This is a genomic window from Weissella cibaria KACC 11862 (genome assembly GCF_000193635.1).
GTDB classification, from domain to species: domain Bacteria; phylum Bacillota; class Bacilli; order Lactobacillales; family Lactobacillaceae; genus Weissella; species Weissella cibaria.
In genome coordinates this window covers 1-14,727 of record NZ_AEKT01000025.1, presented here as the reverse complement: position 1 = coordinate 14,727, position 14,727 = coordinate 1, and the positions used below count along the sequence as shown (strand labels likewise).

The 14,727-nt window shown below is 36.7% G+C and carries 18 protein-coding genes; 7 read left to right on the top strand and 11 right to left on the bottom strand.

The window, feature by feature from the left end:
• Positions 1 to 348: 348 nt before the first annotated feature.
• From ESE_RS0105455 to ESE_RS0105445, 3 genes are read right to left on the bottom strand one after another with little or no spacing between them, the layout of a single operon-like run.
• Positions 349 to 708, bottom strand: a complete 360-nt coding sequence (locus ESE_RS0105455; RefSeq protein WP_010372444.1) for a hypothetical protein — start codon at positions 706 to 708, stop codon at positions 349 to 351.
• A gap of 41 nt (positions 709 to 749) precedes the next feature.
• Entirely contained in the window at positions 750 to 1,040 is a 291-nt protein-coding gene (locus tag ESE_RS0105450; protein ID WP_010372443.1) for a hypothetical protein, read from the bottom strand.
• A complete protein-coding gene (locus ESE_RS0105445; protein ID WP_010372442.1) occupies positions 1,037 to 1,216 on the bottom strand; it encodes a hypothetical protein in 180 nt (59 codons plus the stop codon). Before ESE_RS0105445 ends, ESE_RS0105450 begins: the two co-directional genes overlap by 4 nt.
• Positions 1,217 to 1,511: 295 nt before the next feature.
• Between ESE_RS0105445 and ESE_RS0105440 the strand changes: the two genes are divergently transcribed.
• From ESE_RS0105440 to ESE_RS0105420, 6 genes are all read left to right on the top strand, one after another.
• Positions 1,512 to 3,362 carry a heavy metal translocating P-type ATPase gene (locus ESE_RS0105440; protein WP_010372440.1) on the top strand — a complete coding sequence of 617 codons (1,851 nt, stop codon included), beginning with the start codon at positions 1,512 to 1,514 and terminating at the stop codon, positions 3,360 to 3,362.
• 63 nt (positions 3,363 to 3,425) lie between these two features.
• A complete protein-coding gene (locus ESE_RS0105435) occupies positions 3,426 to 3,662 on the top strand; it encodes a heavy-metal-associated domain-containing protein (RefSeq protein ID WP_010372439.1) in 237 nt (78 codons plus the stop codon).
• 1 nt (position 3,663) lies between these two features.
• Positions 3,664 to 4,215, top strand: coding sequence for a Dps family protein (locus tag ESE_RS0105430; protein WP_010372438.1), 552 nt, complete (start codon positions 3,664 to 3,666; stop codon positions 4,213 to 4,215).
• 16 nt (positions 4,216 to 4,231) lie between these two features.
• Positions 4,232 to 4,924 carry a Crp/Fnr family transcriptional regulator gene (locus tag ESE_RS0105425; RefSeq protein ID WP_010372437.1) on the top strand — a complete coding sequence of 231 codons (693 nt, stop codon included), beginning with the start codon at positions 4,232 to 4,234 and terminating at the stop codon, positions 4,922 to 4,924.
• On the top strand, positions 4,903 to 5,283 hold the full coding sequence (locus ESE_RS12600) for a transposase (RefSeq protein WP_123157501.1): 381 nt from the start codon (positions 4,903 to 4,905) through the stop codon (positions 5,281 to 5,283). Before ESE_RS0105425 ends, ESE_RS12600 begins: the two co-directional genes overlap by 22 nt.
• 387 nt (positions 5,284 to 5,670) lie before the next feature.
• Entirely contained in the window at positions 5,671 to 6,156 is a 486-nt protein-coding gene (locus tag ESE_RS0105420) for a VIT1/CCC1 transporter family protein (protein ID WP_010372436.1), read from the top strand.
• 808 nt (positions 6,157 to 6,964) lie between these two features.
• Here ESE_RS0105420 and ESE_RS0105415 read toward each other — a convergent pair.
• The 7 genes from ESE_RS0105415 to ESE_RS0105385 all read right to left on the bottom strand — a co-directional run bounded on the left by ESE_RS0105415 (position 6,965) and on the right by ESE_RS0105385 (position 13,609).
• Positions 6,965 to 7,555 (bottom strand): site-specific integrase, encoded by a 591-nt coding sequence (locus ESE_RS0105415; RefSeq protein ID WP_010372435.1) that lies wholly within the window; start codon positions 7,553 to 7,555, stop codon positions 6,965 to 6,967.
• Between the two features lie 307 nt (positions 7,556 to 7,862).
• Complete coding sequence (locus tag ESE_RS0105410) at positions 7,863 to 9,626, bottom strand: oleate hydratase (RefSeq protein WP_010372434.1); 1,764 nt, start codon at positions 9,624 to 9,626, stop codon at positions 7,863 to 7,865.
• 63 nt (positions 9,627 to 9,689) lie between these two features.
• The gene (locus tag ESE_RS0105405; RefSeq protein ID WP_010372433.1) at positions 9,690 to 10,574 is read right to left on the bottom strand and encodes a 3-hydroxyacyl-CoA dehydrogenase; all 885 of its coding nucleotides are present in this window, start codon (positions 10,572 to 10,574) and stop codon (positions 9,690 to 9,692) included.
• A gap of 468 nt (positions 10,575 to 11,042) precedes the next feature.
• Positions 11,043 to 11,459 (bottom strand): arsenate reductase (thioredoxin), encoded by a 417-nt coding sequence (gene arsC, locus ESE_RS0105400; RefSeq protein ID WP_010276791.1) that lies wholly within the window; start codon positions 11,457 to 11,459, stop codon positions 11,043 to 11,045.
• A 117-nt stretch (positions 11,460 to 11,576) separates the two neighbouring features.
• On the bottom strand, positions 11,577 to 11,915 hold the full coding sequence (locus tag ESE_RS0105395) for a helix-turn-helix domain-containing protein (RefSeq protein WP_010372432.1): 339 nt from the start codon (positions 11,913 to 11,915) through the stop codon (positions 11,577 to 11,579).
• A gap of 189 nt (positions 11,916 to 12,104) precedes the next feature.
• A complete protein-coding gene (locus ESE_RS11500) occupies positions 12,105 to 12,719 on the bottom strand; it encodes a DDE-type integrase/transposase/recombinase (RefSeq protein ID WP_137636376.1) in 615 nt (204 codons plus the stop codon).
• Between the two features lie 272 nt (positions 12,720 to 12,991).
• The gene (locus ESE_RS0105385) at positions 12,992 to 13,609 is read right to left on the bottom strand and encodes an NAD(P)-dependent oxidoreductase (protein WP_010372430.1); all 618 of its coding nucleotides are present in this window, start codon (positions 13,607 to 13,609) and stop codon (positions 12,992 to 12,994) included.
• Positions 13,610 to 13,735: 126 nt separating this feature from the next.
• Between ESE_RS0105385 and ESE_RS0105380 the strand changes: the two genes are divergently transcribed.
• Positions 13,736 to 14,074, top strand: coding sequence for a winged helix-turn-helix transcriptional regulator (locus ESE_RS0105380; RefSeq protein ID WP_010372429.1), 339 nt, complete (start codon positions 13,736 to 13,738; stop codon positions 14,072 to 14,074).
• 370 nt (positions 14,075 to 14,444) lie between these two features.
• On the opposite strand, the gene ESE_RS0105375 is transcribed toward ESE_RS0105380, so the two are convergent.
• Positions 14,445 to 14,727 (bottom strand): integrase core domain-containing protein (locus ESE_RS0105375; RefSeq protein ID WP_010372428.1); only part of this gene is annotated, 283 nt, incomplete at its 5' end.

Here is a 14,727-nt window from a genome sequence, read left to right as displayed (position 1 = left end):
TCGTTATAGGTGTTTTTTTGCGCATATTAAAGTTAATTCCTTACTAACCAAGAACATTTTATCTACATACGAGTTTAACGTATCAATTAACAATCAAATCACTAGTCTATTCTGAATAATCATATGACTCAAAACAGTAATGACTAATCATTTTATTAAATGACCATCGGATCACAAAATAATGGCATTAAATCTTAAAAAGCTTGAATTTACAAGCAATTATTTGCCAGCATCATAACCGAATGAAATGAGGACAATGCGCACTTACACTCTTGACACCTGTCAATAGTAGTTTGCCAAGGATTTCATCCTTGGTTTTTCCTTGTATCAGAAGGCTAACGCCAACTATTAATTAATCACATTATGCAGGATCCAATGGCTATAAGATAACCGGGCACTCATCGTAATTAACCACGGATGATTGACTTCGAAAATTTGTATTTCCGTTTCTAAGTACAGGAGTGTTTTACCATGATTAAAAGTTAAAATCGGTGCTGGAAAATCAGGTCTGGTCGCAACCTGATGTACGCTTTGCCGTGAGTTCATCTCCCAACGTTCTTTTAGATCTTCTCGTGATAAAAGTTTTGGTAACTGCTCTTTCTCAACTAACACTTGTTTTGTGAGTTGTGCCGTTAATTCTTCCTTAGCCGCATTGGGATGCCAATCATTTAAAATATCATATGCGTTATTACCTAAATCTAATTCCATGAATAGTCCTCCTAATGTGTCATGGTTACAAGATAAAATATTCACCGCGGATAGTAAACTTTACTATCATCACCATGAAATACTTCAATGCTCAAATGGTAATAATTATCATAGATACCAGCTTGATACATCGATTCCGTGATGTTGTGTAGCATGGGCGGTTCTAAGATACGTTCACGTAGCAACCAGAAATGTTCATTATCATTTTGAATAAACACACAGCACCGTTTATCTCTCACATTAAACACGCGGATTTCACGGCCGTCATCATAGCGAATAATAGCTTGTAAGGATAAATTATCATTGGTCATGTACTCATCAAAATTAGTCATGATTTATCACCAAAATAATGATCCAGTAATAGATAACCCAGTAGGTCAGTATCACCAGTATTATCCATGGTTGCATCAAAGGCATCTGCAAAATAAGTCTGGCTAGCTGTATCAGGGCCTTGTTTATCTGACACTGTAATGATGTTGTCTAATTGTGCCTTAGTAATCCTAGTCATTAAAAATACCTCCATGGTGGTGCCAAAATGAACAAATACGGTCTAATTTAGGAAGATTAGTTGGCGTTATTACCCAAAATCAATTTGATCTAACATTGTTTCACGACTTGCTTGATCTAACCCAAGATAAGTCAGTGTCATAGCCTCACTCGAATGATTCAATAAGTGCATGACTAAGCCAATATTATAATATTTTTACTTATTTAGAACTATTTCATAAACTTGATGGACGTCAAGTTTATATCTCCCAAAAGTTAATACACTTTAGTTGAACTAAAATTAAGGGAGAAATCATATGAAACATAATATTCTTAAACATAAAAATAAAATTACTAGTATCAGTGGCTTACTCATTGCTTTAGCACTAATCGCACACTTTATTTTTGCCAATACAACAATTTCTAATAGTGCTTTTATTATAGCTTCTATATTAGGCGTTACCCCCATTTCTTTACAGGCTTATCAGGCTATGAAAGTAAAAGTAGTAAGTATTGATGTTTTAGTAACGATAGCGGTCATTGGTGCTCTCTTTATTCAAAATTATGAAGAATCAGCAATTGTTACTTTTTTATTTTTGTTTGGATCATATTTAGAACAACGAACACTTAACCAAACACGATCAGCTATTAAAGAGTTGACGGAAATGGCTCCAGAAACTGCTTTTAAGCAATTGACAGGGGGACAATTTGCAGAAGTAGATATTGATGAAGTAGAAGAAGGGGATATTCTCCTAGTAAAGACTGGTGCCAAGATTCCCGTAGATGGTAGGGTAACTACTGGAAAAGGATATGTAAATGAGGCTAATATCACAGGTGAATCTTTACCTTTAAAGAAAGAAAAAGACGATGAAGTATTTGCCGGTACTATTATGGACAACGGTACTATTCAAATAGTGGCTGATAGAGTAGGGGAAGATTCTACATTTGGAAAAATTATTGACTTGGTAGAAGAAGCGCAGGATTCTAAATCAGAAGCAGAACGATTCATTGACCAGTTTTCTCGCTGGTATACACCTGCAGTACTTACAATTGGGCTGTTGGTTTGGGTATTAACCAAAGATACAGAACTTGCGATTACTGTATTAGTACTTGGTTGCCCAGGAGCCTTGGTAATTGGTGTACCTGTTTCAAATGTTACAGGGATAGGAAATGGCGCAAAAAATGGTGTTTTATTTAAAGGTTCTGAAGTGATTAGTCATTTTGCCAATGCAGATACAGTGTTATTCGATAAAACAGGTACCTTAACTGAAGGAAAGCCTGAAGTGAGCGATATTATTTATTATGGAAGTAATCAGGAGGAGGATTTATCTCTATTGCTTTCAGTTGAAAGTGAGTCTGATCACCCATTAGCTGTCGCTATTGTAAATAAATTAGCACAATATAAAGTAAGGCCTATAGAAAATACACAGGTTGTAAAAGGTGGGGGCGTAATTGCTCACGTAGATGGGCACGTTGTTTCAGTAGGAAATAAAACCTTAATGCAACAAGAAAGTATACCGCTATCTGATGATGTTCTTAAAAAATTGAATAAATTAGAAAGAACCGGTAATTCAATTGTATTAACGGCAGTTGATCATAAGTTAATCATGTTAATGGGTATCCGCGACAAGGTTCGACCAGGTGTTAAGCAGGACTTACAAAAATTAAAATCACTTGGTATTAAAAATCTCATTGTATTATCAGGTGATAACCAAGGTACAGTTAATTTAGTTAAAAAGGAACTAGGTTTAACGGAAGCCCATGGTGATATGCTACCAGAGGACAAACAAGCATTTCTAAAAAGACGACAGCACTCGGGTGAAATAGTTGTTTTTATCGGTGACGGCGTTAATGACAGTCCCTCTCTGGCTACTGCAGAGGTAGGTATAGCTATGGGGAATGGAACAGATGTCGCAATTGAAAGTTCAGATATTGTTTTAATGAATTCTAACTTTAACCGCCTTCCTCATGCTTTAGGCCTAGCAAAAGTAACATATGCGAATATGCGACAAAATATTCTAATTGCTGTTGGCGTCGTGATAATACTATTGGTTAGTTTAATATTTAGTGAATGGATGTCTATGTCAATTGGGATGTTGGTTCATGAGGCCAGTATTTTAGTAGTTATTTTAAATGCAATGAGATTAAGAGGTTATCAATTAAGATAATTGATCTATATCAAGTATCTTAAAAAGAATGGCCTATATAATTTATTTAAAGGAGTGATAGATATGACTAAAGCAATATTAAAATTAGAAACATTAACTTGTCCATCATGTTTACAAAAAATCGAACGTGGCTTAAAACAGACTGCTGGTGTAAAAAAAGATTCTGTAAAAGTACTTTTCAATGCGAGTAAGGTAAAAGTGGATTTTGATGAAAATCAGGTCAATTTGAATACAATTGAAAAAGCAATTGAAGACTTAGGATACCCAGTAATTAGTTCAAAAGTAAAGGAAGGTGCATAAAATGACGACGGTAAATGAAAGGCAAGAAAAATTAGCCGCCGAACAAGCATATAAAGAACACATTCATCATACTAAGATTAATTCTGCAGCTGTTACAGATCATATACTTGCTAATATTCATACATTACATGTAAAGTTGCATCAATATCATTGGTATGTAAAAGGCAAAAACTTCTATGCATTGCATAATGTTTTTGAAAATTTATATAACGAGAATGAGGCATGGTTTGATAAAATTGCAGAACGCTTACTAGCTTCAGGATTTAAGCCAGCATCAACAACTACTGAATTTCAAGAATTTACAACGATTTCTGAAGATTCTTCGGAAAAATATTACACTGCTGATGAGATGGTCCTACAGATAGTAGAAGATTTTAGATCTAATCGTGAATTTACTATTCGTGCAATTCGCTTAGCACAAGAAGAAGGAAATGATGCTTTGGAAGATTCACTAATTAGTTATAAAGCTTATTTAGACGTAAATATTTGGCAACTTCAAGCATTTATTAATAAGGATGCCTTAGAAGACGATGACTATATAGATAACGATTAATTAGGAGAAAAACGGTATGGCATACCATAATCATCATAGTCATGTAGATTGTATACGTTTAGTGCCGATTTTCAATCATCTCAATGATGAACAAATGCATCTAATTGCTCAATCAGCGAATGAAGTACAATACGTAAAGAATGAGCTATTATTTAGGTTTGGTGATAAAGATGACACATTATATATCATAAACAATGGACGTGTACGTATTTATAGCCTAAGTGAGTCTGGTCGTGAGCAAACCATACGTATCCTACATCCGGGTGATTTTATGGGGGAAGTTGCTGTTTTACAGACTGAAGGTTATCATTCGAATTATGCTGAAGCAATATCGGAAACAAGTATTTGTAAGATTCATAAAAAGGATTTAGATCAATATTTAGATCGCTATCCAGAAATCATGCGACGAATATTATCGGATATTACAAAACGGCTACAGTTATCAGAAAAACAAACTGTGCAAGTCAGTATTGAACCTGTTGAAGCTCGAATTATTGATTTTTTATCAGAAAATGTTGAAGATGAAAAAAACCATACTTATGTGACTTTACCCATGTCAAAAAAAGATTTGGCTACTTACCTGGGGACAACTCCAGAAACAATAAGCCGTAAGTTCTCATCATTGGAAGAGAGAGGTCTAATTAAACGGCATACCCAAAAATGTGTTGAGATATTTGATTTAGATGAATTATTATTTGTATCAAGTTAAGTCGATTTATACTTAAAAATAAGGATATCGTTTTAAATGATGAACATGGCGGTACACAGTTCATCGTCACTAACCTAAGTCTTCCACAAAAAGACATCGTCCGTGTTTACCGCAAGCGTGCGGCGATTGAAGATATTATTCGCGAGCTTAAAGGGGGATTTTCCTTTGGCAAAACTGATAGCAGTTCATTTTTCGCCAACAAAGCGCGCATGTGGATCTCAGTAATTGCATCAAACTTGATGCGGTTGATGAAGAGTATTGCATTGGACGACCAGCAACAATCGTGGACAATCAATACCTTTCGAGACCGTTTGTTAAAAATCGGTGGACGTGTGTCACTAAGCACGCCCGCAAGGTGATTTTGACGTTAGATAGCCGCATCCAAGAACAATTTGATGGTCTGTTCTGGCGAGCTTGGGAACGACTAAATGCTTTGTGGCAATAAAACAACGAAGTAGATTTTCAAAAAAATAGCAAAATCTGGCTGGTTTTAGTGTTCCTATTTTTCTCAAAAAACGCTCAATCTAAAAAACACCCTGAAACTGTGCCAAGGTACTGGCAGTTTCAAGGTGTTTTATCATATTTTACTGATTTAGCTGTGGTTAAAAATTTAGTGCATGAATAATCCGGGTTTTATTTGTTTCGTTTTTTTAAACATTTTTAATCCGATGTGGAATTACCGATAATTGGTCACTTTTTTCTTATATATTGGTTTTATCACCACTGAGAGAAACTGGAGAAAATAAATGAAAAAATACGTTTCAGCCATCGTCTACGGTGGCTTAGATGGCATTATCACGACGTTCGCAGTCGTTGCTGGATCGGTCGGTGGTAACGTTTCAAACATCGTTATCATCATTTTGGGATTCTCAAACTTATTAGCCGATGGCTTTTCAATGGGAGCCGGTGCCTACCTGTCAGCAACATCGGATAACAATCAATCAAAAAGTAAAGCATTGGCAGCTGGTATCGCGACATTCATTTCGTTTAACGTCTTCGGTTTAATTCCACTAGGTGCCTACTTAATTACAAATGCGTTCATTCACGACAAATCCATCGCCTTTCCAATCGCCTTTGTCATCGTCGGTGTCTCTTTGGCGTTGCTAGGCTGGGTGAAGGCCAACCTGTCAGAGCAGAAAGTAAGAACAGAAATTCTACGCACACTTTCTGTCGGGTACGTCGCTGCAATTGTTGCTTATGGCGTTGGTATCTTACTGAATTATTATTTGTAGACAAAAAAACCTTGAATATTCAAGACGTTTTTCTTTTTAGATATTTAGTTATATGGTAATCAGTTATAGATTATTTAAGTCAAACAATCCTCGACGCTTAGCTTCTTCTTTAGCTGCGTTCATTAAATCAGCAGAGTATAGCGCATCAGGGTGCTTGCCTGTCGATTCGTTAGAAATAATCCGGGTAAAATTTTAAATCATATTTTTAGAACACCTTTAATTGAGTCGACCTGTAATAGCTAACCATGTATACAAAGAAACGATATGTTATATTACGTCATCGAAAATGGTGTCCTGAGGGAGTTACTTTTAGTGGTTACCAACACGCCTGCTGACAAAAAACACTTTTTTGTAAAGAAAACCCCAAACAGGTGAGTAAATCTGTTCGGGGATATCTAGAAAGACGCTCTATGGTCGAGAAAAGTGAGATGGTGTAGAACTTAATACCCGGATTATTCATCAAGACAAACAAAAACCCGCTGAAACAGCAAGTTAATACCGTTTCAGCGGGTTTTGCGTTTTCACCCGTTGGGTGAAAACCATAGGAGCTCTTTGTTATGATATTTTGTTAGTGAAAAACAAACCAAATACTCAAAAATTGGAGCGTCTAAAATTATGACTCAAAAGGTATTACCTAGCAACCCTTTAGTTGCAGTTTCAGACAATGGGGCACCAATTACCTCGGATGGTGGCAACGTGTAATGATGTTGTCTAATTGTGCCTTAGTAATCCTAGTCATTAAAAATACCTCCATAGTGGCGTCAAAATGAACAAATACGGGCTAATTCAGGGAGATTAGTTGGCGTTATTACCCAAAATCAATTTGATCTAACATTGTTTCTCGACTGGCTTGATCTAACCCGAGATAAGTAAGCGTCATAGCCTCACTCGAATGATTCAATAAGTGCATGACTAAACCAATATTATAGTTTGATTGCGTATAAACGCGATAGGCACCTGTTTTACGCATGGTGTGTGTGCCCAGATAGTTAATTCCTAATAGGTCACCAACACGTGCCATCACCTTATAAAACTGCTTCTTTGTGATATGTCGATCTGGATGGGACGTTGAGGGAAATAACCAATCCGAATTGATATTCTGTTGGACTAGCCAATCATGATATTGCAGCAAGTCTTGTTGCACTGGCTTTAAATATAACGTGTTCGCTTTGCCTGTCTTTTTATCATGAATAAAGGCCGTGTTTTTAACAGACCCATCGGGATTATAGACATCAGATTTCTTTAACGTCATCACATCACTCACCCGCAGTAGAGTGGCTTTGCCAACTTGAAAGATAGTGTAGTTGCGGCGACCCGCCCGAAAACTATCTAATAAGGTGTCTTGCACCATTTTTAAGACGTTAGAGTCTTTGATTGGGAGTACGATTTGCTGCACCATAATATTTTTACCTTTCTGGTTCCCATTATTATTTGATTTAATCATAGCTTAGCATTCATAATAAGAATTCATACATTTGATTATCTCGGATTATGATTCAGAAATAAAGCAGTCCGGACTTCCCATATACATTTTCCCGTAATCAGGTTATTTCTTAAAAAATACGTAGCTATAAAAAAGACTTGATGAAATATAATCATCAAGTCTTTTTCAAAAACGAAAAGCTTATTACATATCGAAATATGTCGCATTATAATAATTTGCAACAGTTTTTGATAATTCAGAGAGTTTTAACAGCTACCATGTTTTATAGTAATTTACTCTCGGTAAGTAGCTCTTCGATAAACGTTCCCTTTATCTTCTTTTTTAGAGCTGCTTTAGCTAATTTAGGAATTCCTAAATTAGCCTCATCAATGGTTTTTTTATCTCCCATATAGTAGATGGCTTTAAGTAGTTCTCGAATATCATAAATAGAGCCATAAACTTCAGGAACAGCGCGTTCGACTTCAAGTAAAGTATAGACAGATTCCATGGCTGTCCTAATTGAATATTCGGTAGTAAACACGGTGTCATTACTAGGTGACTCTGCGAAATTACCAATAAAGGCTAAATTAACAGACCCTTTAGGAACAATATCTGGCCTATCACCCGCAACGCGGGGCATAAAGTATGATGTAATAAACGGCATAAATACTGGAACGGTATTTATATTGTTTTGGTTAGACAATTGTTTGATCTTGGACTCAGGGACACCAAGGTGATAAAGGAGTTCTTGCGTAATTTCTTCCCCAGAACTTTCTACGATGGTCTTATTAACAAAATTTCCTTTGGTATCTGAATATAGTCCATATATCCATACAGTTGTTTCATTTTCTTTTTGCTCTTTGAAATGTGGCTGCCTGTGAACAGCAAAACTCATCAACCAGTTCGAATCGGTTATGGTAATGATTCCACCAGTATTAATTTTGTGATCATGCAAATCACGATTGGTTAGACGTTCAATGTAGGGTTCAATTTCTGGTGATTTTATAGTGGCTGTCGCTGACACAAACCAACTTTTTTCGGGTAGGTTATCATAGAATACTTCTGGATGACCGAAATCATTAGATTGTTCTGCCAGATTCTTCCACAGTGACCAACTACCACCCAACTCTTTTGATACAGGAGCGGGTTTATCATGGCTTCCGTATGTTGAACTTTCTGTAATAGAACCATTTGTAACGAATACAAGATCATCACGCGATAGGCTAACATCATCACCATCCTGGATCACGAGTTTTTTTGCAATTTTTTCGTCATTTTCAAAATCTACCAAAACATTATTAACTTGTGTATTATAGATGAATTCGACATTATATGACTCTAAATACTTTATAATTGGTAGAACCATAGACTCATACTGATTGTACCTATTGAACTTTAGGGCGCTAAAATCAGGTAGTCCATCAATATGATGAATAAATCGCATCGTGTATCGACGCATCTCAACTGCAGAATGCCACTTTTCAAAAGCAAACATAGTTGCCCAGTACATCCAAAAATTACTTTCAAAGAACTCATTTGAGAAAAATTCCTCAATAGTCGTCTTACCCAGTTTTGACTCAGGGGTTAAAACTAAATCTATTAATTCTTTAGATTTTTCATCCAAAGTATACAGGCCATCCGTTGGGACGCGTTGTCCCCGGTTATAAATTAGGCGAGTATTAGATGAATTTGGATCATCTTTATCTAGCCAATAAAATTCATCTAAGTAAGAGGCGTCTTCAATTTCTAAAGAAGGAATTGATCGATACATGTCCCACATAGTCTCAAAATGATTTTCCATTTCTCGACCACCACGTGTCACAAAGCCAATATTGGCACGCTTTTCTCCATCTAACGATCCACCCGGAGTAGGCAATTCTTCATATATATGAATTTTTTCCCCGGACATTTGTCCATCGCGCACCAAGAAAACAGCGGTCGCCAATCCGGCCAGCCCTCCTCCAATAATATACGCTGACTTTTGATCCACATTTTTGGGCTTTCTTGGACGTGCAAAAGCTTCATAATTTCCGTTAGAATATCGCATAATGGTCTCCTTTTACTACGCTTTATGTTGATATACGCTATTTAAAAAACTCTAATGTCATTCTTATTTTAAAAATGACTCTTGTTGGTATTCAGGGTTAGGATATTCATAGAATCCCTTTCCTGCTGCCAATCCCGTATGTCCCTTATCGATCATTTCTTTTATTAAACGAGCAATCTTGGCTTGTTCTTCGTCTGTTTCTGACCTTGATAAAGCTAAATTATAGGGTGTCTGTAGACCAACAACATCTAATAATGCAAACGGTCCCATTGGGGCCTTCGTTGCTAACATCCAAGCTTTATCAATTGTATGAGGATCGGAAACACCATTTGCCCACAGTTTTGTTCCCGCATCTAAAAATGGAACTAAGAGTGAATTGAGAATATAACCATGTTGTTCCTTGTTTAATTTAAAAGGGACCATTCGGATATCTCTCGCAAATTTCACAAGTTCATCAATATACTTCTCATCAGTTCCCGCATGTCCCATAATTTCAGCATTATTGTTGACCCATATTTGGTTAGCAAAATGTAGGGCTAAAAATTTTTCTGGACGATCAACACTGTCAACAAATTGAGATGGGATGAGCGTAGAAGAATTTGAAGCAAATATTGCTTTTGGGGGAGCAACTCTCGAAAGTTGCTTATAGAAATCCTTCTTAATGTCGACATTTTCTGGAATGGCCTCAATTACTAGATCTGCGTCCTGAACAGCATCAGCTAGATTAGAACTAAAGCGGATGTTTTCAATAACTTCATCCGCTTTTTGACCATCTTCATAGAAATTTTTATAAATATCAGGATATGATGTCATTAATTGCTCAGAGTGTTTTAGAGCAGAATCATTGACATCATAAACCGTAACATTGAATCCCATGAACTGACTTTGAAAGGCAATTTGCCCACCTAAAATGCCACCACCGGCCACAGTTACATTTTTTATAGACATGTTTTCTCCTCCTATTAATGATTTAACAGGTTAATCGTAGCACCAATAGAAAACGCTTTCAAAAAATAGCAACTAAAATGACTGTTTCACTTTAGTTGCTGCAATCACCGATGAATAATCGGTGTGGTTTTGAAAAATGGGAGTCTCTAATTAGCAGGCAAATTTGTTGCATCGTATCATAATTCATATACAACAGTCTGATTATAAAGTTAGGAAAAATGTAGCGACATTAACGGGGTATTATTATTCATTAAAAAAAACAGACCCCGTTATCTAACTAGTAGATAACGGGGTCTGTTTTAATAGTCTTTTCGAGGGGTCATTATATAATAATAGCCCCTGAATGGAAGGGCATTCTAGTGAGTGCCTAGTCACATATCTAGCTCATAACCAAAGCCCTGGTATTTTCCTTAGAAGTCAATAAATTAATTGGACTGTTTTACTGCGTCACTATATGGCATTTTTTTATTAATGAACGTAGTTATTCAAACTTGTAACTAATTTTTTAATTTCGTCACGAACCTTACGGAATTCTTGTAGTTGTTCTTCTAAAGTTCCTGTAGCTTGCGCTGGGTCAGATAAAGGCCAGTGTAAACTCTTGGTTTGAGGGGGAAGCATAGGACATTTATCCTTGGCATCACCACATAAAGTAATAACTAAATCTGAAGTGTTCAAATAATTTAGATCAATTAATTTAGAGTAGTGGCTACTAATATCTACTCCATCTTCAGCCATAACTTTAACAGCATTTAGATTTAACCCATGAGTTTCAATCCCTGCACTCTCGATTTGAAACTCATTTGCCGGCAATATTTTTTTTGCATATCCTTCAGCCATTTGACTGCGACAAGAATTTCCTGTACATAAAAAATAAATTTTTTTCATTCTAAACCACCTATAATTTTAATTTGTATAACACCATAAACTTAAATGCAATGCTTCCATCAACATAGGTGTATAAGTATTAAGGTCTTCTATGTAATTATAGTCCCTAAAGGTTTCTTAACTAAAGACAGCGATAATCATTTTGGTGACTAAATAAATAATTGCAATTACCATCATCCAACCAGTACTGCGCATAAATTCCCAGACATTAGTTTGTGCCTTTGCGTTTTTGGTAATAACTATGCTTTTTTTTAGTGAATCATCGCCCTTGATCAAACTATCTAAGGTAATGCCGAATAAATTGCTGATTTGCACTAAACGATCAATATCGGGATAAGTACTTCCGACTTCCCACTTAGAAATGGTCTGACGAGAAACATTAAGTGTTTCTGCAAGATAATCTTGTGTCCACTGCCTTTTTTCTCGCTCTTCTTTTATCCTTTGCCCTAAAATCATAAACGTAACCTCACTTTCAATAGATTCATTATCATATTGAAGCGAGAAAAAAGCACGCTAATTATTAGCGCACTAAAAGCAACTACTGGTTGCGAAGAATATTCTGGTGTAAATAGAGGCTAAATATAATTATAGTCCCTAAATAAGTTCATATCTGAATAATCGATATTAAGTAAACCAGACATTGGTCTAGGCGGTCTGAAGCCAATCAGTCCGTGAGTTGATATGACTGTTGTTGTACCAGTTCACGTACCACTCGACAGACACCCGGACATCATCAATGGTCCTGTACTCTTCGTGATAAATCATTTCGCGCTTGATGAGCGAATGGAAGCTCTTGATACGCGCATTATCGTAAGGATGACCCTTACGGGAGTAAGAGTGATGTATTCCAGAGTTTTGTAATGTTCCTTCGAACAGGCTAGAAGTGTATTGGCTTCCCATGTCGCTGTGAATCATATTTGGCTTACCGTTGGCTCTTAGAGCCTTAACTACGACGGATGTTGCGAATTCCTTGGTCATCTCTGGACTTAGTCCGTATGAGACTACGCGACGCTTTTCTGGGTCATAGACGGTTGCCAGATAAACCCACTCACGATTCATCAACTGGGTGTACGTAATGTCAGTTGCCAGAACGCCACTCAAATCATCCAACTTCTTCATGAGGTTGGGCTTCTGAGGTGTGTCAGTGGTTGTTGTTGGCTTCTTGTATGACTTCTTGACCATGCGAGATTTGAGATTGAGCTCATTCATGGGTTCCCAAACCAAACGATCGCCAACATCAGTCTGCAAAATGAAGCGCAAGAACGCCCTTGGTTGTGCATCTCGACAAGAGATTGCTTAAAGTCTGGTGCATATCGAATCATATAAAAAATGCTCCTCTGCTATTAGTTTATAGGGCAGAGAAAAATCTGTCCGTAAATCTAGCATAAGAGCATCTCTAAATTGCTTATTTTTATTGACAACAACACAAGTTAGTTTGTCTTCTAAGATTTATAGGTTTCTGTGTTTAGAAATAGTTATGTAATATTATTTTTATGATTATCCTTTTATAGGTGGCTAATGTTAATTAAGCATTAAGCATAAACACCAACGATAGCATGGTTTTCAGGATTGAAGATTTGTTCTACAAATGCATCGGCATAATCTGAGTAGCTGATAAAGCTTTTACCATCGGCGTTAACGCCTAGCTTATTACCAGAGAATGAGTGCTTGCCAGTGTGAGGGGCGTCAAATTCCATCATTGCAGGAGGTGCCATATATGTCCAATCAAAATCCTGAACTTCGGCCAAAGCTTTAAATGCAGTTACTTCGGCTTCAGCGATTGGCTTAAATTCAGCTGGCACTTCAGGTGTATCAACTAACATTGTGTTTTCATCAACCAATAACACACCTGCACCACCAGCGAATACCAAACGAGTATTAGTCCCTTGCAAGATTGAAATTAAGTGTTCAGTAGAAGTAATAAATTGTTCTGGATCTTCCATAGGTGCGTTAAAAGCATTGACTACTACATCAAAATCTTTAATGTCTTCAGTCGTTAAATCAAAAATATCCTTTTCAATTGTTGGGATATTGGTCGTTAACTTTGATTTGTTGCGCACAATCGCAGTTGGCTTTTCGTTTCGGTTTGTTAGCTTTTCAACCAAGAGATTTCCTAATTTTCCAGTTGCACCAATGATACCAATATTCATAATTTTTCTCCTTTGAAATAATTTATTCTTTGTCTAATCTATGTTAGAATGCAAAGTTACAAATGTAAATAAAGAAAGTTAAAATCACATAGTTACTAATAGGTAACTATGTGATGGAGCTGAATTATGACAGAATTGAAATATCTAGAACTACCACCTTGCCCTGTTGCAACAACAGCACTTCTAATTGGTGATCATTGGAAAATCTTGATTATTCGTGAACTATTGAATGGGACTAAGAGGTTTGGGGAGCTTACAAAGGGATTGGATGGTATTTCTAATAAGGTACTTTCGCAACATTTGAAAGTAATGGAGAGTCGCGGACTCATAGAAAGACGAGTGTATGCAGAAGTACCTGTCAAAGTAGAGTATTCTCTAACTGATATTGGTTGGAAATTAAAGCCGCTGATACACGAAATGTGGCAGTGGGGAGAACTTTATAAATCAATAGAAGCAAACAAATAAGTGTTTTCGCATCGGATGGGGAAGGAAAATTTAATATTTTTAACTTTGCTTATGCAGCTGATTTTGAATACTAAGCTTCCGAATTCAAAATCAGATCTATCACTCATATCCATTATCCCTCTAAAAAAGCCTACCAGGAAACTCGTAGGCTTTTATCACTTGAACCTGGTTATTTATAAATCCATTAACCAGGAAGCGGACTACTTATCTAATATCATGATTAAGGTATTCAAACATTCGATACACTACATTTAGTTCCGAATACCATAAATGGTATAGATTGTGAAGTTAACGAGGTGAGCAATCAGCCGTCAGGCCTCGGTAATGCTGGGACTTGGGATAATCGAGATTAAGTAAACCAGACATTGGTCTAGGCGGTCTGAAGCCAATCAGTCCGTGAGTTGATGCGACTGTTGTTGTACCAGTTCACGTACCACTCGACAGACACCCGGACATCATCAATGGTCCCGTACTCTTCGTGATAAATCATTTCGCGCTTGATGAGCGAATGGAAGCTCTCGATACGAGCATTATCGTAAGGATGACCCTTACGGGAGTAAGAGTGATGTATTCCAGAGTTTTGTAATGTTCCTTCGAACAGGCTAGAAGTGTATTGGCTTCCCATGTCGCTGTGAATCATCTTTGGCTTACCC